Genomic DNA, 21,202 nt, shown 5'->3' with positions numbered 1-21,202 from the left:
AAAGTTCAGAAAGTGACTCAGATGACCCATTTATTCAAAGCATGTCTGGTATTGACCGTCTTATCGATCTCGCAATTACAGGCGGCGGAGAAGCCCAACATTCTGATGATTGCAATCGACGACCAGAACGACTGGATCGGCTGCCTCGATGGGCATCCCGCGATTAAAACTCCGTATATCGATGCTCTGGCCAAACGAGGTACCGTTTTTCTGAATGCACACTGCCAGTCTCCGCTGTGTAATCCTTCCCGCACCTCCTTAATGACGGGTAAGCGTCCCGATACGACCGGCATCTATGGACTTGCTCCCTGGATTCGGCAAGTCGATGAACTCAAATCGATAGTGACCTTGCCACAGTATTTGCATCAGCATGGATATCGAAATTACTCAACCGGGAAAATCTACCATGGCGGAAATGGTCGTCGTAAAACTGACACCGAGTTTCAGGAACTCGGACCACCAGCCGGAGTCGGTGTTCGTCCCAAAGAAAAACTGGTCGATACTCCCGCCAAGCATCCCCTGGTCGACTGGGGAGTTTTCCCACACAAAGATGAAGACAAAGGGGATTGGAAAGTTGCCAGCTGGGGCGTCGAACAATTGAGCGGGGAGATGCAGGAGCCGTTCTTTCTATCCGTCGGATTCTTTCTCCCACACGTTCCCTGTTATGCAACGCAGAAATGGTTCGACTTGTATCCGGATGACGACTCCGTTCTTCCTCCATTTCTGCAGAACGACCGAGCAGATACCCCTCGATTTTCGTGGTATCTGCATTGGAAACTTCCCGAGCCGCGACACAAATTTCTGGTCGAGAGCAATCAGTGGAGAAATCTTGTTCGGTCCTATTTAGCGAGTACAAGCTTTGTTGATAGCCAGGTCGGTCGTGTGCTGAAGGCGCTGGAGTTGAGTGGACATCAGGACGATACGATTGTCGTTCTCTGGTCGGACCATGGCTGGCATCTGGGCGAAAAAGAAATCACCGGCAAGAATACCTTGTGGGATCGCTCGACCCGCGTGCCCCTCATCTTCGCCGGACCGGGTGTGGTTGCAGGTCAACGCTGCGAATCACCTGCCGAGCTGCTCGATATCTATCCGACTCTTGTCGAGATGTGCGATCTCCCTGAAAAAGAGGGCCTTGAAGGTCATTCCTTAACACCTCAACTGGCTGATGCAACCGCAAAGCGGGAATGGCCTGCGATTACCACTCACAATGCCGGCAACCACGGTTTGCGTACCGAAAAATGGCGTTATATCCGCTATGCCGATGGTTCCGATGAACTGTACGATATGACCAGTGATCCGAACGAATGGCACAATGTCGTCGATAAGCAGGAACATGCCAGGCTGATTGAAGAACTCAGCAAATATCTTCCGGAAACCTCAGCCGATCCCGCTCCAGGCAGTGCTCACCGCATCCTCACGATGGATGCGATGGGAAATGTCATCTGGGAAGGAAGTCCAATCGGTAAAGATGATCCTATTCCTGAACTTGATTGAAATAAGATTCCTGTATGATGTGAAATAGAGTGACATTAATTTTACATACAACAGGATTCGCAGATGGTCTACGTCTGGGCAACGTTACTTTTAATCTTCAACATGACCGCCTGGCTGTCGACGTTATTGACGCTTCCCGGAAACTGGTTGCTGGTGTTGTTCACTGGAATTTATGTCTTCTTTCTGCCGGCAGATATGGAGCCACGGATCAGTTGGACGGTGGCCATCGTCGTGCTCGTATTAGCAATCCTTGGGGAAATTGTCGAATTTTTCGCCGGAGCCCATGGGGCGGCTAAGCAGGGGGGAAGTCGACGCGGAATTGTTCTCGCAATTCTGGGCGCGATTATCGGCAGTATGACAGGAGCGATCGTTTCGATGCCGATTCCAATTATCGGCCCATTAATTGGAGCTTTGGTTGGCGGAGCAATTGGCTCCTTTGCGGGAGCCTGGGTCGGCGAGCACGGCACAGGGCGAACATCAGCCGAACGTTACGCGATTGGACAGGGAGCAATGATGGGGCGTTTACTGGGAACTGCTGGTAAACTTGTAATCGGTGTCATCATGCTGTTACTCGTCACGATGGATTCGTTTTTTGATTTTGCAACGAAAATGTGAGACATATTTATCGCTGGAGTAAACTTGCATCCCCAAGGAGGACCTTGGGAACACAAATTTGAAGCGGAGGAATTTGAAAATCACTTACGGATTTTCATCGCCATAGTTAATCAGGCTGCAGATATCATATCCTTCCAGATGACGGCGACCGTTCAGGAAGTCGAGTTCAATCAGGAAGCCGCAACCTGCGACCACTGCTCCGGCTTGCTCAGCAAGTTTTGCACAGGCTTGAATCGTACCACCGGTTGCGAGCAGATCGTCAATCAGGAGGACGCGATCTCCTTCTTCTACGGCATCGATATGCATTTCGAGCGTATCGGTTCCATATTCGAGTTCGTAATGGAATGCTTGAGTATCAAACGGGAGCTTGTTCGGCTTGCGAACTGGAATGAAGGAAGCATTCAGTTCTAGCGCTAAAGGAGCAGCGAAGATAAATCCGCGGGCTTCTGCGGCCATGATTTTGGTGATCTTTGAATCTTTGAAATGCTCGGTAAAACGACGGATCGTTTCCCGAAACGCTTCGTGATTCGCTAGCAGTGGTGTGATATCTCGAAACATGATTCCCGGTTTGGGGAAGTCTGGTACGGAACGGATAACGGATTTCAGTTCGAATTCTTGATTCATGGTGTCGGGCTTTCGAGTGTATTAATTACTTTTGCATTCAATAGCTGACGAGCTTCGTCGACATATTTTTGTGACATCGAGTCGCCATCATACAGCACGATCAAACTTCGTAAAATCGACTGAGCCTGTTCAGGTTCACTTTCCATCAAGAGAGTTCTGGCTTGCTGCAATGCTTCTTGTGCAAGCGACACGGAATTCGCATCCGATTTATTATCTGGGCTGATGGTTTTGATCTCTTTGAGAATTTCTCCAATTGCCCTGCGTAATTCCCGCTGGTCTGTGTTGTTAGCGAGTAAGTTATAGAGATTCTGCAGAATCGCCTCGGCCCTGGTCCGATCGCCGAGTTGAAAATATTCGCTTGCCATTTTGAGAAACCGATGGGCATCGGACATCGCCAGCACACGTTTTCGGCTCAGACGTGTCAAACCGAATTCCTGTTTAAGTTCCTGCACAATAATCTCAGCCAGGATCGGTTCGACTTTTTCTTCCCAGCGTTCGGGATTCTCTTCGAGTAAAGGCTGAAGATACTCGTCCTTGGCTCGGGGCCAGTAGAGAGGTCCTTGTTGAAACAGAGCAATTCCTTTCTCATATTTTTCTTCCTCTGACAGAGGTCGTTCGGTAAACCAGAAGATTCCCCCTGCCAGCAATGCGATCAGCAATAAGGCGAGAATCCAGACATTGTCAAAATACCTGGCGAACGGGGAACCAGAATTGGCATTCTCGATTTCTGCCCGCAGCATATCGCGCATGAATGTGCCGCCGATGGCATTCGGATCTGAGGATTCAGCAACAATCGTTTCAGCCGTCCCGTCAAACGTACCGGTGGCATGGGTATCTTCCAATGATGAAGAAACTTCGACTTTCTTCAGGATCTCCTTAAGTCGCAGGGAAAGCACATAAGCATCGGGATAACGTTTGTCGGGATCTTTTTCGAGACACTGACAAACAACGTCATCGAGCCAGTGCGGAATTTCGGGAACATATGTACGAGGCCGGTCGAACTGTCCGAATCGATGCTTCTGAATCACTTCCATTGACGTTTGCCCACTGAAAGGCGGGCGAGCGGTCAGCATGGCATACATCACCGCACCCAGCGAATAGATATCGCTTTTCTTGGTTGCCCGTTGTCCTTTTGCCTGCTCAGGAGACATGTACTCAGCCGTGCCAATGATGCCTCCTGTTTTTGTTAACTTCGAAGAGGCAAACACCTGAGCGACTCCAAAGTCGAGCAGTTTAATTTGATTATCATCCGTGAGAATCAGGTTCGAGGGTTTCAAATCCCGATGCACAATCCCGGCATCGTGAGCCGCTTTGAGAGCCTGGCAGATTTGCACCGAATAAGCGATGACATCCTGCCAGGCAATTCGTCCATGATTACGAATATATTTGCTGAGTGTCGTCCCCTCCACATATTCCATCGCGTAGTAATAGGTTTCGTCGTTATCGATGCCATTCTCGTAGACTTGAACGACATACTTATTTTTCAAAGCCTTCATAGCATCGACTTCGCGAGTAAATCGCATGACGAAGCCTTCCTCACGTGCCAGCGAAGCCGGCAGAACTTTGACCGCAGCCAGTTGCCCTGTCTCAACATGCTTGCCGAGATAAACGGTTCCCATCCCTCCGGAACCAATTTTTTTTTCAATCAAATAAGAACCGATTTTGTCAGGAATCACAGAACACCTGCCTATGAAAGGAGAATGAGAGGAATGGCTGCAGTTTGGCTAATACCGCTGATGAATTCAATCGGTTATACAGAGTCGAATATTTATAGTGATCAAGTTACCATTGTTACTGGTGTCGATTTTAACTTTCTCTTGCGATTTCACTCTCATTCGAAGTGCAGATCCTCTTCAAATTTCATCTGAATTCAATCTATCTCATTGCGGAGTGAACATGTTCTTTTCCTGCGATCAATCAATCAAGAAACGTTCAAACTCTTTCTGCTTTATCTTTCTGATTCTGACATCACTCGCGTGTTCCAGAATTCAAGTTCTGCAGGCCTCTGAGAATGAACGCCCTAATATTTTGTGGATTACCTGTGAGGACATGAGCCCCCGATTGGCCTGTTATGGAGATGAGACCGTTTCTACTCCACGTCTCAATCAACTGGCCAGTGAATCGGTTCGTTATACGCACTGTTTCGGAACCTATGGGGTTTGTGCTCCGAATCGGCACACGCTGATTATGGGGATGTATCCGACCTCAACAGGTGCGATGGCGATGCGGACCTGGAAACGAACTTCGGCTCTGCATCTGATTACCGATCCTGAGCTGAGAGCTTTGCCCGTTTACGAAGCGACTCCACCCGCCGAGGCGAAGTGTTTTACCGAATACCTCCGCGCGGCTGGCTACTATTGCACGAACAATTCCAAAACCGATTACCAGTTCCGACCACCCATCACCGCCTGGGACGAATCCAATGCGAAAGCTCACTGGAGAAATCGACCTGAGGAAACAACTCCCTTTTTCTCGGTTTTCAACTTCACAATCACGCACGAGAGTAAAACCTTCAAGCAGTCATCACCTTCTGTTGTGAATCCTGAAGATGTGACTCTGCCGCCTTATTATCCCGATACACCAATTGTTCGCAGAGACCTGGCTCGTCAATACGATAATATCATTACGCTCGATGGACAGGTCGGCAAAGTACTCGATCAATTGAAACAGGATGGACTCGATCAGAACACAATCGTTTTTTTCTTCAGCGATCATGGGGATGGATTGCCGCGAGCCAAACGCTGGGTTTATGACTCGGGAATCCATGTTCCATTCCTGGTACGCTTTCCCGATGGCCAACTGGCAGGCACAACCTGCGATGATCTGGTCAGTTTTGTCGATTTTGCTCCGACCACGCTCTCACTCACTCAACTCCCCATTCCTGAATATATGGAAGGCATTCCATTTCTCGGAAATGAAGCCAATAAAAAGCGAGACTACATTTTCGCATTTCGCGATCGAATGGATCCCTCTCCAGAACGCATTCGAGCGGTCAGGGATCATCGTTACAAATATGTGCGGAACTATCGGACTGATTTGCCCTACATTGGTTTTCTCCCTTACCGGGATCAGGCAGGGATTATGCAGGAGATCCACCGTTTGAAAGATGCCGGTAAACTGGGGCCGGACCAGTGGCAATTCACGATGCAGAGCAAACCAGCCGAGGAGTTTTACGATACTCAAACCGATCCCTATGAAATTCACAATCTGGCTGAGGAATCCCAGTATTCAGAATTGATCCAAAAGTTCCGCAAAGTGCACGAGCAGTTTGTTGAGGTTCATGGCGATCTGGGAGATCGACCAGAGACGCAATTGATTAAAGACCTCTGGCCGCCCGACGGGAAACAACCAACAACAGCCGAGCCAGTTATCTCACGGGATGATGGGAAAATGCAGATCGATTGTTCGACACAAGGGGCATCGATTGCTTATCGCAAGAAAGGCGAGAAGAACTGGCAATTGTATTCGGGCCCGGTTGAGTTTTCTGGAAACAAGCCGATTGAATCTCAAGCGATTCGCCTGGGATGGAAGCCGAGCGGCACCGTTGTTTGGTCACCAAATCAATAGAGCATCCATGAGGAATTGTCTGTCAAATCGAATCAGTTAGAGTGGCACGTTCACCTGGCACAATTTTTGATTTGCTTATCAATTATGGACATCTGGATCCTACTAGTATTTGGAACAGGATTTCCTGTAACATCTTGAACAGAAACTCCGGGGTGGCGGGGGCGCTCCGCTTCAGCGGAAGCCCCCGGACGTTTAATCATTCGGGGGCTTCTCTGCGAGAGCGCCCCCGCCACCCGCGTTTGATTATTTTCCGGTGTTCATCTGGTGTTAACCAGTGTTCTTAAAAATCGTTGAACTTCGCCGGTTTTCATTTGGAACGCGGTTTAGAATAATCCATAGTCTTCTATCAGGTTGTCCCACTGCGGGGTGTAGCCAAGTTGTTCTTCAATGTCCGCCAGTAGAGTCGCCTCCATGTTCATGGCTGTGCAAAGTGCGTCGAGGCCTTTGTAAATTTGCTCCGGCCGCGGCGTTTCAATTTGAATGACATCAGATTGTGACCATTGATTTAACACGGCTAAACTCCAAAAGAGAAAGTCGAACTATGAACTATGGTGTACAATCTGCTGTTCGCCAAATAGATATCAGCCGATAACAATAAAATATCGTTAAGTGCAGTGATTTCCCTCTAATAAACTACGAAATATCAAGTCGATGGGTTGGCAGGTGAGCCGTTCCAGCCAGCTGGCACCGAGCGAATATGCAGATCGCGTTGCGGGAATGCGATTTCGATGCCTTCCTGCATGAAACGGCGATGAATAGTGGAATGCAGCCAGTGAATTGTATCGAGGCGTTTATCCATAGCCCCCAGATAGACTCGCATGACAAAGTTCAGCGTGCTGTCCCCAAATCCTTCAAAGGTTACGAGCGTTGCCGGATCATTCAGGATATGTTCATTCTCTTTAGCAATTTCAAATAGTAGTTCACGTACCCGATCAGTATCGGAACCATAAGCAACGCCAACCGGAAGCGTGACACGGTTCAACGTATCGCTTAATGTCCAGTTGAGCAGACGGCCTGTGACAAGTTCCTTGTTCGGAACCAGATATTCTTTACGATCCCAATCGGTAATTGTAGAAGCACGAATCCGAATCCTGGTCACAATTCCCGTCACTCCCTCAATGGTGACGATATCTCCAATTCGAATCGGGCGTTCAAACAGAATGATCAATCCGGAAATAAAGTTCGCAAATATTTCCTGGAGACCAAAACTCAGTCCAAACGTCAAAGCGGCTGCCAGCCACTGAATTTGTTCCCAGCGAAATCCGAGCATTCCGAAGGCGTATGTTGCCCCCACGAAAGTTGCAATGTAGCCAATAACGCTTGTGAATGCATATCGTAACGAGGCATCGAAGCCGACCCGTTGCAGGACCACGAAATCGATCATCCCTGGCAGGTTGCGGGAGAGTCCAAAAGTGAGCATGGAAGCAATAATTGCGATGAAGAGATTCACCGGAGTAATCGCTTCGGATTCCGTTTGCATCGAAGCAGATCCATCGGCCAGGATTACTTCCTTCTTCACCAAAGTCGTCCAGAGTTGGATTTCGTCCAGATAGGCAACTGCCGGCAAAACATCACTCCAGATGTTCCACAGTCCGACGACAAACGGAATCAGAATTAAGAAATTGATCAGACGCAATGTTTGCTTTTTGCGGTCATCTTCGATAAGCCGCGATTCCTGCTCCAGTTTGACGCGCTGGCCTTCAAGCGTTTGAGACTGCGATTCTTCAGTACCCATTCGCATTCGTTCTCGAAGGACATAAATGTGGAACCAACGTTGGAACATGCGATACCAGCGTAATGCAATTCCCCAAATGAGTAGAATCACACAGATGTGAATGGTCGTCTGCGCCATTCTCCACCCGAGTTGACTGGCGGTATAGTAATAGCCAACCCAAGCCATTCCAGCCAAAATGATCGGGAATGCCGTTGCCAGCGGATACCAGATCCAGCGGGTTTTTGAGATTGGAGTCGAGTTTTTCAACAGGAAAACTTCTCGCATCAATGAACCACTCGGGTTGAGCAGTCGATGCGCAAAGAGCCCAGTCAGGATCATTCCGACGGCGAAGAAAATTCTCTCTAATGGAAGTCGGTCCAGGTCGGTTGTCAGTTCATTCAGGAATGTGACCACAAAAAAGATGGGCAGAAGGATCACAATCATTTCATACATCTTGTGGCGAATTCGGGCCGACATCACATTCGGACCATTGAAGTGGGCGTCGACCAGACCGTTCTTTCGGCAAACCTGGCGAAAGAACTCAATCATCCCAAAAATCAAACCGATGCGTTTCAACGTTTCTGCGAGAGCATTACTGAAATTGTTATTGGTGTCGACTTCGCTCAAACGCCAACCGGCAAACCACAGCAACATCGGAATGGGAGCAGCGATGACAGCGGTGAGCAATATCGCACGAAGTGTCGGCCAGATTTGCGAGGCACTGTTCTTACGGGCGATGTCTGCCAGGACAGAAAGTTCCCGCACGGCTTGCACACGTAACAGAATCAGCAGTATGAATATTGCGAAACCTAAGCCGTGAATTAACTTATTTTTCTGCATATCCTGCAGATAATTTTTCGGAACCGTCACCAGATCTTCTCTGGTCACTGGATAGCTGCTCCGTTGAAATAAAGAGGCGAGATCGTATAACCCCAACGCTTTGTCACTGCGGGTCCAGAAGATTCGTTTACGGATATAGTTCCGATATTCGTCGACAGTCTCCACCAGAGACCGCTGATTCGCATCCAGAACTGTCAAATTGCCCAAGAGGTCCGAATAGGTGGACTCCAGATTATCCAGCGTCTCTTTTTTTCGAAATATGATCTCTCGAAGTTTGGCTTTCACAGATTGCTCAAAGATGCCTAGCTCCGAATCGTCAACCTTCTTCTTGATCTCTTCCATCTTCTCGTTAACGGCAGCGTCGATATCGATCAGCTTTTTCTGCTTGGATCTCAAGTTGATCTGCTCAAATGTTGTTTCACTCATCACCGATTTTCGAGCCTGAATCTCGGCTCGCTGTTCTTCAATATTAGGGAGCTCGTATAATTGACGAAGTAAGGAAAGTGCAAAACCTTCACTTTTCCCCGCTTCAGTATTTTCCTGTTCTTGTGTTGTCTGCTCGTTTCCGCTCACTTCCTCAAGCAGTAATTTCACCTCTGCATTTCGGACCTGAGCCTCTTCATTGAGATCGACCAGTTCGTTAATCCGAGTTGTATAGGCTTCGATTTCGTCAATATATGGCTGGAGTACTGGTAGAGTCGTGTTACTCTCCGCTTTCAATTCTTTGAGAGCATCCATATTCTCTTTGAGCTTTTTTTCCGTTTTCAGTTGTTGCAACAGTTCCACTTTTTTACGTTGCAAATCGACTTTTTTAGTCCACAGTTCAAACTTTGTCGCCAGCCTGCGGACAGCTTTTTCCGCGTCGTAGAGGGTTAATTCCTCTTTCACGGCTGCCGTTTCTTCATTCAACATCTGCAGTTGAATGTTATAGAGATCTGACAATGCCTGTGTGAGTCGGGGCGATTGACCTGCAGGTGGCGGCGAGGTGAGTTTTGCCTGGAGATCTTTTATCCGGTCGGGCTGAGTCACCTGTAATTCCAGAAACTTTTTACGATCCGTACCCCGTTGAGTTTGTGCCTGATCCGCTTGAGCTTTCTTGGCTTCCCAGTCCCGCAATTCCGCTTCAGCACTGGTTAGAGCCTGATCGATATCCGTTAGCTCCGAGGACTTGTTCACAGTTAGCGGATACTGCTCTGGCAAATCTTTATATTCAGCCTGATCCGCGGCTGCTTTTTCGGGAACCTTCGGTATCGCTTCCCGATTTTCAATCACTCGTTTCTTGTAGGTATCGATTTTTTGACGGGATTCAATGGCGATGCGGTACGTCTGCAGCAACTGATCTTTCAACGCCGGCTCGAGAGTTTCGTCACTCTCCACCATTTTGAGCTTGGCTTGCAGTTCCTCGACCGTTGGAAGAGAAGTCAATGCCGTTTCGGCAGGTTCTGCCTCTGGAACAGGTTCTACTTCTGGAACAGGAGTTGAAGTCGGAACAGGGGTTGAAGTCGGAACGGGCGTCGAATTGGGGGCCGGGGTGGACTGAGCCGGCAGTGGGAGCGGAAACAGGGGAGACGCATCTTGAGCCGATACAGTTGAAGCCAGGCAACTCAAATAGATTGTCAAAATTGACAGCAGGCGGGCATCAATACGTACGGGCAGCGAAATGAAAGGTTTCATGGACATCCGTGTCGTTAAAACTTTGTGCCTTTGCAGGCGGGTGATCTTGAAAAAATGCTTTAATATATCAAGTCAGTATTCTATTCCAATTGACTCTTTAAGTCGTATGCCACTGGCATTCGTTAATGCAAGTACTTAAGTTACAATGCACTGGCAGAGCCACGCCACTCTCGGATTCCAGCTGAGGGAAGAGTGGCGACCTGAGGAATCTAACACGAGTATAAGCAAATTCCTCACTCTCTGTCATTACTTGATTATGAGACCTGTGACAATTGGGTTTCTGCGGAAAAAGATTGCTCCCAATTCATCTTCATAATCCAGTTTCCACTTGGAATCCTGCTTCAATGCCTCCAATAGTCGGGAATGATAACGCTTGTCGATGACGACGGTATTCGCTCCGTAACGGTCGATTTTATCTTCCCAGCCCTGGTTTGCTCGGGCAATCACGAAATAGTCCAGCCAGACATCTCGCGGCACCAGATGAGCATGCGAATTCAGAAAGAGTTGTCGGTCCTCAGGACCAGTCCACAGCAGATAATCGCCCCATTCGTACGCATTGAAAATCAAACCGTCCGGTTCATGTTCGTTCAGATAATTAGCCAGCAGCACTGGTGTCAGACTCGACAGATTCGAACGATAAAAATCGAGAGCTTTCTCTGGTTCCTGCGGGTAACCATGCAGCAAGGTTGCTCCAAATGGCGTGTAGGCAAAAAAGATCCAGGACATCCCCACAGCGACCACGGTATTTAAGCCGGAACGATGCGGCTCATTCTGAGTCTCTGATTTCAATTTCGAAAATCGGTTCAGTATTGCATGTCCATGGACAACAACAGACAAGGCTGCAATCGGTGTCCACCAGACCACCATCCGCACAGACCACATGCCAGCGATCGCGAAAACAATCAGTAGCAGAAACTCAGCGATCGAAACTCGCCGAGGTGTGTAGCTGTACAAAATTATCAACAAAATACCTACAATGACCATCGCCTGTCCATGAGCCATCCGAAGTGTCAACGGCTCCCACTCAACCAGAGTGGACAGATTCAGGTTCCCTGAAATGGAATGTATGATCGAGAAGATACCTATTCCATAAGGATTGATCAGCACGGCTAGCAGACACAATTCCAGCATCACGAAGTATCGTAAAGAAGCCCAGGCCGCGATACGTTTGGTGCGGAGGTATTGATCAGCTGTTTTGCCAATCCAGAGCAAACCGATCAGACCCAATCCAACCGGAAACGATCCATGCAAATTCGCCCAGAGTAGAAAGATTGCCGGAACAAGTCCCCATTGCCACTTCGTCCACTTGTGACAAGACACGAGCGTCCAGACCAAAACAAAACAGGTAAAACCAGCAATTTGAGGCCTGATGATCGTGAGCGTTTTCCAGGCAACAAATCCGAAAACGGCCAAACCGATCAGACTCAATCCATAGGAATCGGTCTTCTGACGAAAACGAATCAGCAATGCCACCACGCATATCGTAAGTGCCAACGCATACAGAAAGCGTAACGAAGTCACACCAAACTGCTCGTACATCAAATAACCGAGCACTTGAGACAACCAGGCCGTATCGAAAAAGGGCATCCCTTCACACAGCGGGAGTAAAGGTTCGGTCGCAGGAATCGATTTCGATTCCACGATCACCCGGCCATATGCCAGATGTCCCCATAAGTCGGTGTACCAGAGCTTATGATAATTGAGCACCGCATAAATGAAGCCGACAATTGTCGTCCAGATGGCAGCCGAACGGGACATTTGCGCCCATTCCGGAAAGCGATCTTCCAGCATCGAGGCATCGGGAACGTGAGACTCCGACGTTTCCTCAATGGATTCTTTCGGCTCGACAACACCAACAGAATCATCCTGAAGGGTTTCAGGATTGGGATTGTCTGTCGATGTGATCTCTGAATGATTCATGGGATGATGACTGACCGATCTGATGGACTCAATGGGAACGTACTCTTAACGCTACGTTCGATCTGCGAGTCTATCAAATTCCGACTGCTCTGCACGAGAGAGAATTACGTCGGTTGATTTAATCCTGACGATTACAACACTTCCCCGACCGATTTTCTGTTCACTCCTGGGTGGCACGTCCCAGAACGAAGTCATGGGCGTGGCGGTAGTACATGAACTCTCTTAAACCAGTGGCATCGCATTCGCAGCCAGAATCGTAACTAAAAGTCCAAAAACTCCCATCACCGAGGTCATCGGTGTGACATATTTGAGCGTTTCCCACTCGGTCATCCCGCTCATTTTTCCGATGACCCAGAAGCCGGAATCGTTCATCCACAGGAACATTTTGCTGCCACAGCCAATTGCCAGTGCCAGATAAACCGGATGAAATCCAAGTTCAACCCCAGCCGCAAAACTAGCCATCACACCGACACCGGTAATCATTGAAACCGTCGCAGATCCCTGAGCCAACCGGACTAATGCAGTGACAACAAAGGCGATGACCAGAATCATCGTCGTGGATGCCCCGGCGACATCGCCAAACAGATTCGCTATCCCGGTTTGTTGAAGCGATTTCCCGAAAGCTCCCCCGGCTGCGGTAATCAAAATAATCACTCCTCCGCTGGCCAGAGCCGCCTGCAGAGAATTTGCCAGGTCCGAAACATCCGATTTTTTCTGACGAACCAGCATGATAATGGCCAGTGTTGCCGAAATTGCCATAGCAATGTTCTTATTACCGAACAGGACGAAGAATTGATCCACCCAATGAATAACGGGTGAAATGTCCGCCTGGTCAACACCTTTGAGAACAGTATTCATGACTGTTGCGCCTGTGATCAACAAGACCGGCAGTATGATTGGCATCAGCGACATCCAGATCGATGGCAAGTCGCTGTCTTCTCGATCGGCGATATTTTGTAGTTCTTCGAGCGACATGTCTGGACTTTCCCTGAGAGGGATATCGACAAATCGGCATAGAACAATCGAATACAAAAATCCGACCATTGCACAACTCAGTCCCACCAGACCACCTGCCAGAATCATGACGCCGACATCAACACCCAACTCTTCAGCGACAAACAACGGGCCAGGAGTTGGCGGAACGAGTGAGTGAGCCATTGTGCCCCCCGTAACGATCGTCAGGATATAAAGCAGATAGTTCTTGCCAGTCCGCAATCGCATCGCCTTACCGATCGGAATCATCAGGTAAAAAACGGTGTCGAAAAACACCGGCGTCGAAAGAGCAAAGCCACTGAAGATAAAGGAGAGAGGTGCATTTTTCTCGCCAACAATACTAAGCATCCAGCGGACAATCTTCTCCGCGGCTCCACTGTCGAGCAGGCATTTCCCAATGATGGCAGCCAGTGCGATCAGAATTCCGATACCCGTGCAGGTCGCACCAAAACCACCCGCAACGAGATTACCAACGGTCTGGTTTGCAAAAGCCGTCGCATCCTCACGAGCCTGAGGCGTGACAACAATGGATTTATCCCAATCCACACCTGTTGATCCTTCAACCGGCATGATGTCGACGATGGCGTGCTCTTTGTCATCGAAACGTGCGAGAGTCGCTGTGGCAACGGTTTCCACGCTTCCAGTCGCTTCCACCTGCTTTGCCAGTAAAAACTGCTGTCCGATCTGATGAGACGGCGAAGCTTTGAGATCGAGAGTGGCTGTCCCTTCCTGCTGATTCAAAACGGGAATTTGCAACTTACCCAACCGATACCACTCGACCGTCGAATTGGGAGTTAGCAGCGATACGACAATCGCTGCCAGTACGAGCGCCAGAAATGCATGGAGCCGGAACCCAAGAATCCCTCCCACAACAATGACTAAACCCACACCCACAATACACAACGTGGCAGTTAAACTCAGCATTTTATTTTCCCAGTTGGTCGATCAGCAGGCGAAGAATTATGAATGATGAATATTTACAAGCATCGTTAAAATCAAGGTCCGTTTTAACAACTTGTACACACACATCAGCATGAGTGGATTGAAACGTCCAGTCGCATTCTGACGCAGCATCAAACCATTTGCAAGGAAAGGTTCCAGACCATTTTCTTATGGTCTCTGCAGTCGCATGAGCATTAAATGACAATAGATAACTGTGTTTGCTACTGTCATAAGCTGCGGTTCATTTTTGAAGATGCACCAGGCAGTATGGTCATTCCGTATTGTGAATTTGCTTGATTTGGGCGAGCATTGAGGCGACTCAAGGAGGAGAGCCAATGATCACAAGACATGAATTGAAGATCGTCAGTGGAACGCGATCAAAGAATTATTATCCGGCAAGGACTCCGATCCTGAACGAACTGCTCAAGACAACCGACTTCTTGTGAATGTCGTTTTATTTGTCCACAAAACGGGGATTCCCCGGGCCGATCTTCCTGAGCAACGTGTGGCTGGAGTCGAAGCCCGCTAACTCCCGATTGCCTTTTTCGTAAACAATTTCGCTACCGGGTCGCTCAGAGAATCTCGCAGAGTTCTCTGAGTGGCGCAGCCACAAGAGGATGTCCCCATTCCCTCGAAGGATTCTGTCGGCCAGGGAAGTCATCAGCTAAAGAGCAGTACAGCAGACTCAATGATTCAAGTCTCCACGAACTGTGCCGTTACTGACGCAGTACTCTCTCTACCATCAAATGTCGTTTGACATGAGCCACTGCTGGGCGGTCATCTGCTGCGCACAGGAGATGGCGAACCAGGCTGGCTGACAATCTGGCAAGGCATGAGCAAAGAGAAGCCGCAAAGGCGGTCTGGCGACCCTGCGGTCGAACCTTCCATGATAATACAGTCACCATAAGGGACCGTGGATCAAACTGATTGTAGAAGCCCGGGCCAATAAAGAAACTCCCCTTAAAGCTTGGGGGTGTTTTGCACCGGGCATAGGTAGTTCCTGTTAATGAAAAAGGATGGCTATTCTGTGATGAATAGCCATCCTGCAATTCCTTGGATGTTGAGGATATTCGTAATTTTTAAACGAAATTCTCTCTACCAATCAAGCTTTTTGTCAAATGACCTTGAAGTAAAGTCATTGAAGGATGAGTCGAGTTGACTCGTTTTCTTTTCCTGTATCTCAGACTGCTCGTTGTGGGGAATGGGAGCTTTTTCTACAAAGTTGATGTGCTTCACATTGTTAACAGGCAGTGTTTGAGGGGCAGATTGTTGTTGATCAAACTGATTCATTAATCGAGCTCGTCGCTCCAGAAACAATTTGGTTTCCTGTTCTCTAGCCAGTTGGGCACACATAGTTTCCATGGCTTTTAAGCGTTCATTGAGTTCCGTCACTTCCTGGCATTTCTGGTGGTATTGACTTTCGATAGCAGGTTTTCGTGCAGCCTGCTTCATTTCAATTTGCATTTGCAGTTTAGCGATTTCTCTCTGGAGAATGTCCTCTTCGGATTCATATCTCACATTTTGAGTTGGCTGGAGGTAACTTTGATGAGGTTGTTGTGTTTGCCCCATGAGAGCATCTTGAACACAACGTTCCAACTGCTCCAGTTTTTTACGCATTTCTTCTTTTTCCTGACGCTCCTGCTCCAACTGATCGAGCAGTGTTCGTTCGACATTAAAATCTGTCTGTCCCTGAGTATTGAATGAATTCATGGTACCGTACATTCCCTGTTGCTGGAGCAGGGCAGCATTTGAAGTCGTCATGTAAGTTCCATTGACGTTGACCAGTTGACCACCAGGATTGATCTGGCCGAATGTCGCAGGTTGACCAGCGACATAGGGAGCTCGTGAACTGTCTACAAAGACTTCAGCATCTCGTCGAAAACGGAAGAAACTGGGCAACTGTAAAGTCGGAAGTTCGAGCTTCAACTCTGGAAAGCGAAGCGAGAATCCTCGAACACCTATTGAACCGGATTCGCCGGCGACATCACCAGAAGGTTGTCCATTGGCAAAGACACCCTGTTGGGCCATCTGAGGATAAACAGGTGGAGGAGGCGTCTGGACGCATCCACAATTTGAGTCTGCACAATAACCGGACGCGCACGGTTGCTGGGCCATGGTTGTATTGGTGACATTCGCTGTCACAAGGCTGGCAGCTGCCAGAATTCCTGCTATTTTGAACTGAAACATTGATAAATCCTTTTAATACTCACTCATCATGAATAATTGTTAACAGTGTAAGAAGTTGTTTATTTAAGTAGTTCTTCGAGTTGACTCAATTTGTGCTTAAGGTCTTCAACCTGCTTTTTCAGTTCAGTAATTTTTTCAGACTCTTCCTCCGAAATATCTTCATCACAATCAGCCGATTGACTTTGATTGTTTGCTTTTTCTTCGAGTTGAGATTTCAACTGAGCAATCATCAATTTCTCGAACAGTGCATTATTGGTAATTCCCTGATCACCTAAAATTGAAGTTGTACCAATGATTGCACGTGGACGGACAGCAATTGCCTGCTGAGCAACCAATGCTGCAGGAACACTTGTAACGATTGGAACGCGTGGTGGTGCTGCCAGTCCACAACGTCGTCGTGGGCAGCAGGGAGGAGGGCAGGCAGGCTTCTGATAGCAGTCAGTACATGACTCCTGTGCGAAGCAATGAGTTTCGGTTAAGCACAGTAATACTCCACCGAAGACAAGTAGTATTGTGATTCTGGGGAACATATCCGATTCCTTATGGTTTATTGTACTGAATAACGCAGTCCTGCATGGACTAACTATTATTCATCAGGAATCGGTCTTTTTAATTGGATGGTCCCCATGTGATAATATGATGAACAGGATTTTAATGATTCGTTTTGTTCACTGGATAAATAACCAGTGTGATCAAAAAAAACGGCACAATCCGAATATGCGGATGTGCCGTTTTTATTGTCTAATCTGATGACAAAAAGTGCTTACTTAAGATCAGCTTCTTTAATTGTTCCTTTTTTGACTAAAGCGGCAATCAGTTTGTCCAGCTTTTCGTCAATGCCTTTGACATCAGCTTGAAGAGTCTCGATATCACTTTTCATCTTCTCTTTTTCGCAATCAGATTCGTCTTTTTTGTCGGCTCCACCGCCACCATCAAACGCACCATCGGATACTTCGTTAAATTCAGCTTGAGCGATAATTTTGCTAGCAAGCTGATTGGCAAATGCTCGTTCCAGGGAGGAATTCGCTGAAAAAGTTCCGAATGAGCCGGCAACCGAATTGCTGAATAAGCTGTTTGTAACCACATAAGGTTCGTAAACCGCTCCTACGACTGGTAAACCTGTTCCAAATGTCGAAAACGTGCCAAATTGAGAAGGGGCGACCAATGTGGAAGTTGCCCCGTAGCAGCGATATCGCTGGGCTTGAGCAGACTGCACAAACACAGAAGCAGTAACTGCGACAACACCCAGTAAGATCAGAGCGAACTTGAAAGACTTCATTTTTTATCCTTTTCCTGATTGCCTGCAATTGAGAATTACTGTCTGAGCGAATTATGAGACGGAATCCGCTTCACACATAATTACTATACATTTAGGAATTATGCAAGTAATGGATATTCTGGGGTATTCAAGAAATTTAATAACCTTTTTTGGGATCTTCATAAATCAGAAGGCATTTGGAATACCAATTTCAATGAGCATTACTTTACCAAGTGTTTCCATTTTAACAGCATTTTCATGCTTCAACATTGAATAGTAGTGAACAGAGAGTTAAAATAATGCCCTAATGTCCAGTTTACAAGTGTTTGGAATTTCAACAGGAATCATCAGATGGCTAAACCAACATCCAAAAAGAAGAGCGAATCAGTTAAGGAATTATCAGAGAATTTCTCCGATGGATATTCTGAAAATGTCAATCAATTGAATACTGATTTTACCACTCAATCAACAACGAACTCCCATGGCTTAAAAGGAGGTTTTTCAGTTGAATCCATTGTGTCTCCAGATTCATTTGGAATTTCAGATGACTTCATTGAAGCTTTGGAAGAATTGCAGTCCCAATTAGGGGGAGCCTCAGCATTTCGTGCCTTTGGTGAATCAAGTAGTTTGGTGGAAACGGATCAGACATCAGTCGTAGGGACTGGTATTGGATTAGCAACAAAATCTAATTTCCTTAATAGTGAGTTAACTTTAAAAGTCTTTGTTGATTCCTTTCAACAGTCCTCTATATCCACAGACATGCTCGGTATCGAAGGTAATGTTCGGGGGAAATCTGTCGAAGTCGAGAGTATTGAAGAAATTCGAACTCTCCAGGGAAATCCTTTCCGAACCCGACACTCGCGTCCTGTCCCCTGTGGAATTTCCATTGGGAATTATGATGCCTGCATGAGACGTGGAATTCGGGACGCAGGGACATTAGGTGGAGTTCTGGTACGCTCGAATGGGAATTTGTGTATCCTGTCTAATAATCACGTGCTGGCAGATTCCAACAGCGGAAGAAAAAGAGTTGATCGAATTATCCAGCAAGGTCTTCTGGATGGAGGAAGAGCACCGGAGCAGGATGGCATTGCCATCCTTGAAGATTTTGTTGAGTTGAGGTCTTCAGGAAATCTGGTCGATGCTGCCGTGGCATTTACTGCGAGCAGATATGTTAAGCCTGAATTTGTCACATACACACTTGATCCCCGACCGATTGCCCCGCAACTGGGAATGCTGGTTGGCAAGAATGGTCGGACCACTGGTGGAACCCTGGGAATCATTCATGATATTGTCAGCATCCCTGTCAGTAATCCCTACTTGGGAACTCTTGGTTTCAGCAATCAACTTCTGATTCGACCAGCCAATCCGAATTCCACTTTCAGTGCCGCAGGAGACTCGGGCTCATTAATCGTGGCGGCCTCTTCAAAACGTCCCGTTGCCTTGTTATTCGCAGGGAATGGTCAAGTCACTTTGGCGAATCCCATTGGCACGGTCATGAGTGAACTGAATATTGATCGTTTTCTGGGTGAGTACTAGAGCCGTTTCCGCGAGAGTGTAGCGGGTGGTCGCCTGGAAAATAGGCTTCAAACCCACAAAAAGCCGCTACAGTAAACTGCAAACCGCAGTAATCCAATGTCCTGAATTCACGATAATCATTTCTGTAATATTTCAATTTCATGAAATCGGATCAAATCATCTGATTTGGAATCAGACGATCTCCAGAAGTCCATCAGCGAACCGCGAGAGAATATTCTTTCGCGGTTTTTCTTGATTACATTAAGAATGATGTAATTATGGTATTGATCTGTGCTGCAGTTTTCTTCTGCATATGATAAAGAGTGAATACTGAGTTTAATCCTAATAAATGGGCGGTTATTACAATCAGGAGATGGGTAAAATGTATGACAAAGAAACACAGAAATTGCTTGGTATTCTTGAAAAATTCCGTAAGCAAATTGAAGAGTTGCCAAGTGTTAAAGGCGAGGGGGTTGGCTTGAGCAGAAGTGGTGGAAAATGCATTAAGCTTTACGCAGAGCCTTCAGAAATGAAGAGTGAAAAACAGCTCAAGGAAAATGTTCAATCGATCATCGGAAGTAAGACAATTGATATTGAAGTCCATCCTTACGAAGATATCAACATGTTCTCAAACTGAATATGAACCAGGTAGTATTGGCTGAGAATGGAGGAGTTGGGAAATTGAGGCTGATTGGACTTCCCCAAGAATAGTGGGCGCCCAAAAGAGAGTGTAAGCTCTCCGAGAGGAGTAGTTCTAGAGATCACACACGGCACGGAAGATAAATCCCAAATATTCTGGCATGAACTGTATTCCGACTCATTAAGCACGAGGGAATTGCCGCTAGAAGATTGTATCGTATATGGATTAGACCTGTTGATTCCCATCCAGAATAGTTCAAAAAAAGAAGCCTAACAAGGCGCAGATGGCGACGCCGGGGAAGCCGTCTGATTAATTTTGTACGTTCAAGCCGGCACCGCCATTGCTATGACGTAATGTCGTTTGACCATTCATTGACATGCCGCATGCAAAACTTCAAGAAACGTGCTCGACTCTTCGCTGAAAAACTTGGCGGCGAAATTTCTTTCGGTCATGATGGCTCACTCACCTTTGCGATTGATGACAAATCAGCGACCTTCGACCCTGTTTCTAAAGAAGACATGAATTGCTCGGTTAAGGTTGGTGGCGATTCCACGCGCTACCAAATACCAAAGAGTTACATTTTTGACATTATTGACAAACTTGGCACGCGACACTTAGCGTCATCGCTCCTCAAGTACGAACTCAAACCCATTCTCCAACTCAATGACTATATAGTTGACGAAAAGGTCAGCGGTTTCTGGATAGACTGCGCCGCCAAATTGCCGACAACCCATCGCTAGTGAATTCTGAATTGGGTGGCAATCGAATTATTGTGGAATACTATCGTGGCACACTTGTCATTTCCGATGACATCCTTTGGTGCGCGACCAATGTCGTTGACTTCTGACCTGGTCTGACCCGTTATTGGAACATACGCAACGCAATGTGAGATGCCAGATCGCGACATAACTTCTCCCTTTCGCACCCTGATTGCCACTCGCAACTGCTGAACCCAATACTCGAAACAATCGAGCGTCTGGTAGCCGTTCGTGCTGCGTATAAAATAGAACTAACGACCAAAGGCCATTACGCGTGCGATTCCGATGACATCGTTATTGCCGGTGACAACCGGATGCTGTTTTTCCATTTCTCAGTGTCCGATTAAGAAGCCTCAGAATCCGACGAATCGGGTTAACCGAACCGGCCTTGTATGACGTTTCTGTTCGTAGCTTCGCAGCTTTGGTGAGAATGCGACCGGCGGCGAGATCAGGCCGGCACT

At 47.4% G+C, this 21,202-nt stretch carries 16 protein-coding genes; 7 read left to right on the top strand and 9 right to left on the bottom strand.

The window, feature by feature from the left end; genetic code table 11:
* The first annotated feature begins 21 nt into the window (after positions 1-21).
* Together Pan54_RS23130 and Pan54_RS23125 are read left to right on the top strand one after the other, a co-directional pair.
* The gene (locus tag Pan54_RS23130; protein WP_146505803.1) at positions 22-1,494 is read left to right on the top strand and encodes a sulfatase; all 1,473 of its coding nucleotides are present in this window, start codon (positions 22-24) and stop codon (positions 1,492-1,494) included.
* Between the two features lie 63 nt (positions 1,495-1,557).
* Positions 1,558-2,109 carry a DUF456 domain-containing protein gene (locus Pan54_RS23125; protein WP_146505802.1) on the top strand — a complete coding sequence of 184 codons (552 nt, stop codon included), beginning with the start codon at positions 1,558-1,560 and terminating at the stop codon, positions 2,107-2,109.
* A gap of 84 nt (positions 2,110-2,193) precedes the next feature.
* Here the strand turns inward: Pan54_RS23125 and Pan54_RS23120 are convergent, their stop codons facing one another.
* Entirely contained in the window at positions 2,194-2,733 is a 540-nt protein-coding gene (locus Pan54_RS23120; protein ID WP_146505801.1) for an adenine phosphoribosyltransferase, read from the bottom strand.
* Positions 2,730-4,409 carry a serine/threonine protein kinase gene (locus Pan54_RS23115; RefSeq protein ID WP_146505800.1) on the bottom strand — a complete coding sequence of 560 codons (1,680 nt, stop codon included), beginning with the start codon at positions 4,407-4,409 and terminating at the stop codon, positions 2,730-2,732. The genes Pan54_RS23120 and Pan54_RS23115 overlap by 4 nt, the downstream gene beginning before the upstream one ends.
* Positions 4,410-4,629: 220 nt before the next feature.
* Here Pan54_RS23115 and Pan54_RS23110 point away from each other — a divergent pair, with 220 nt between their 5' ends.
* A complete protein-coding gene (locus Pan54_RS23110; RefSeq protein WP_146505799.1) occupies positions 4,630-6,300 on the top strand; it encodes a sulfatase family protein in 1,671 nt (556 codons plus the stop codon).
* Between the two features lie 323 nt (positions 6,301-6,623).
* Here the strand turns inward: Pan54_RS23110 and Pan54_RS23105 are convergent, their stop codons facing one another.
* The 4 genes from Pan54_RS23105 to Pan54_RS23090 all read right to left on the bottom strand — a co-directional run bounded on the left by Pan54_RS23105 (position 6,624) and on the right by Pan54_RS23090 (position 14,365).
* Positions 6,624-6,812, bottom strand: a complete 189-nt coding sequence (locus Pan54_RS23105; RefSeq protein ID WP_146505798.1) for a hypothetical protein — start codon at positions 6,810-6,812, stop codon at positions 6,624-6,626.
* 131 nt (positions 6,813-6,943) lie between these two features.
* Positions 6,944-10,528 carry a mechanosensitive ion channel domain-containing protein gene (locus Pan54_RS23100; RefSeq protein WP_165441935.1) on the bottom strand — a complete coding sequence of 1,195 codons (3,585 nt, stop codon included), beginning with the start codon at positions 10,526-10,528 and terminating at the stop codon, positions 6,944-6,946.
* A gap of 246 nt (positions 10,529-10,774) precedes the next feature.
* Positions 10,775-12,448 (bottom strand): DUF2339 domain-containing protein, encoded by a 1,674-nt coding sequence (locus Pan54_RS23095; RefSeq protein ID WP_146505796.1) that lies wholly within the window; start codon positions 12,446-12,448, stop codon positions 10,775-10,777.
* Between the two features lie 222 nt (positions 12,449-12,670).
* On the bottom strand, positions 12,671-14,365 hold the full coding sequence (locus tag Pan54_RS23090; protein WP_242631410.1) for a GntP family permease: 1,695 nt from the start codon (positions 14,363-14,365) through the stop codon (positions 12,671-12,673).
* 370 nt (positions 14,366-14,735) lie between these two features.
* Between Pan54_RS23090 and Pan54_RS26880 the strand changes: the two genes are divergently transcribed.
* Positions 14,736-14,912, top strand: coding sequence for a transposase (locus Pan54_RS26880; RefSeq protein WP_146506544.1), 177 nt, complete (start codon positions 14,736-14,738; stop codon positions 14,910-14,912).
* 566 nt (positions 14,913-15,478) lie between these two features.
* Here the strand turns inward: Pan54_RS26880 and Pan54_RS23080 are convergent.
* The 3 genes from Pan54_RS23080 to Pan54_RS23070 form a co-directional block, all read right to left on the bottom strand.
* Positions 15,479-16,570 (bottom strand): hypothetical protein, encoded by a 1,092-nt coding sequence (locus Pan54_RS23080; protein WP_146505795.1) that lies wholly within the window; start codon positions 16,568-16,570, stop codon positions 15,479-15,481.
* A 59-nt stretch (positions 16,571-16,629) separates the two neighbouring features.
* The gene (locus Pan54_RS23075) at positions 16,630-17,100 is read right to left on the bottom strand and encodes a hypothetical protein (protein WP_146505794.1); all 471 of its coding nucleotides are present in this window, start codon (positions 17,098-17,100) and stop codon (positions 16,630-16,632) included.
* Between the two features lie 233 nt (positions 17,101-17,333).
* Positions 17,334-17,849, bottom strand: coding sequence for a hypothetical protein (locus Pan54_RS23070; protein ID WP_146505793.1), 516 nt, complete (start codon positions 17,847-17,849; stop codon positions 17,334-17,336).
* A 330-nt stretch (positions 17,850-18,179) separates the two neighbouring features.
* Between Pan54_RS23070 and Pan54_RS23065 the strand changes: the two genes are divergently transcribed.
* The 3 genes from Pan54_RS23065 (at position 18,180) to Pan54_RS23055 (ending at position 20,723) form a co-directional block, all read left to right on the top strand.
* Positions 18,180-19,364 (top strand): hypothetical protein, encoded by a 1,185-nt coding sequence (locus tag Pan54_RS23065; RefSeq protein ID WP_146505792.1) that lies wholly within the window; start codon positions 18,180-18,182, stop codon positions 19,362-19,364.
* A 361-nt stretch (positions 19,365-19,725) separates the two neighbouring features.
* Positions 19,726-19,980, top strand: coding sequence for a hypothetical protein (locus tag Pan54_RS23060; protein WP_146505791.1), 255 nt, complete (start codon positions 19,726-19,728; stop codon positions 19,978-19,980).
* Between the two features lie 386 nt (positions 19,981-20,366).
* Positions 20,367-20,723, top strand: coding sequence for a hypothetical protein (locus tag Pan54_RS23055; RefSeq protein ID WP_146505790.1), 357 nt, complete (start codon positions 20,367-20,369; stop codon positions 20,721-20,723).
* Positions 20,724-21,202: the final 479 nt, after the last annotated feature.

It is taken from the genome of Rubinisphaera italica, from assembly GCF_007859715.1.
Taxonomy (GTDB): domain Bacteria; phylum Planctomycetota; class Planctomycetia; order Planctomycetales; family Planctomycetaceae; genus Rubinisphaera; species Rubinisphaera italica.
This window is presented reverse-complemented; position numbering and strand designations above follow the sequence as displayed.

Bases quoted from the DNA above. Each gene is read 5' to 3' on its own strand.
- Pan54_RS23130 (WP_146505803.1), top strand. From the start codon at position 22: ATGACCCATTTATTCAAAGCATGTCTGGTATTGACCGTCTTATCGATC.
- Pan54_RS23125 (WP_146505802.1), top strand. From the start codon at position 1,558: ATGGTCTACGTCTGGGCAACGTTACTTTTAATCTTCAACATGACCGCC.
- Pan54_RS23120 (WP_146505801.1), bottom strand. From the start codon at position 2,733: ATGAATCAAGAATTCGAACTGAAATCCGTTATCCGTTCCGTACCAGAC.
- Pan54_RS23110 (WP_146505799.1), top strand. From the start codon at position 4,630: ATGTTCTTTTCCTGCGATCAATCAATCAAGAAACGTTCAAACTCTTTC.
- Pan54_RS23100 (WP_165441935.1), bottom strand. From the start codon at position 10,528: ATGAAACCTTTCATTTCGCTGCCCGTACGTATTGATGCCCGCCTGCTG.
- Pan54_RS23095 (WP_146505796.1), bottom strand. From the start codon at position 12,448: ATGAATCATTCAGAGATCACATCGACAGACAATCCCAATCCTGAAACC.
- Pan54_RS23090 (WP_242631410.1), bottom strand. From the start codon at position 14,365: ATGCTGAGTTTAACTGCCACGTTGTGTATTGTGGGTGTGGGTTTAGTC.
- Pan54_RS23080 (WP_146505795.1), bottom strand. From the start codon at position 16,570: ATGTTTCAGTTCAAAATAGCAGGAATTCTGGCAGCTGCCAGCCTTGTG.
- Pan54_RS23075 (WP_146505794.1), bottom strand. From the start codon at position 17,100: ATGTTCCCCAGAATCACAATACTACTTGTCTTCGGTGGAGTATTACTG.
- Pan54_RS23070 (WP_146505793.1), bottom strand. From the start codon at position 17,849: ATGAAGTCTTTCAAGTTCGCTCTGATCTTACTGGGTGTTGTCGCAGTT.
- Pan54_RS23065 (WP_146505792.1), top strand. From the start codon at position 18,180: ATGGCTAAACCAACATCCAAAAAGAAGAGCGAATCAGTTAAGGAATTA.
- Pan54_RS23060 (WP_146505791.1), top strand. From the start codon at position 19,726: ATGTATGACAAAGAAACACAGAAATTGCTTGGTATTCTTGAAAAATTC.
- Pan54_RS23055 (WP_146505790.1), top strand. From the start codon at position 20,367: ATGCAAAACTTCAAGAAACGTGCTCGACTCTTCGCTGAAAAACTTGGC.